The 279-nt window shown below is 68.1% G+C and carries 1 pseudogene; it reads right to left on the bottom strand.

From position 1 onward, the window contains the following. Positions 1-279, bottom strand: a pseudogene (locus tag ACLJNW_RS24615) (catalase HPII); the annotation flags it as partial.

Genomic DNA, 279 nt, shown 5'->3' with positions numbered 1-279 from the left:
CCTGGCGGAGCGCGTCGCGCAGGTCGCTGACGTCGCTCTCGGCGACGCCGTCGGCGATCAGGATCGCCACCTTGCGCGAACGGATGTCGCCGGACAGCAGATTCATCTGGCTCAGCGCCGGCGACGGCTTCGGCTGCGGTGTCGGGTTGGCCGGCGCGGCGAGCTGCACACCGACGTTCGCCGCGACCCTGGCGGCCAGTTGCGGATCGATGTTGAGGAGTATCTGGTTGACTTCGCGCTCACGGATCGAGTGCCGCTCGACCTTGGACAGTTCGAAGC

Source organism: Salmonella sp. SAL4457, from assembly GCF_046548235.1.
In the GTDB taxonomy this organism is placed as follows: Bacteria; Pseudomonadota; Gammaproteobacteria; order Enterobacterales; family Enterobacteriaceae; genus Salmonella; species Salmonella enterica.
The sequence above is the reverse complement of the archived record's forward strand: the minus strand, read 5'-3'. Positions and strand labels throughout refer to the sequence as shown.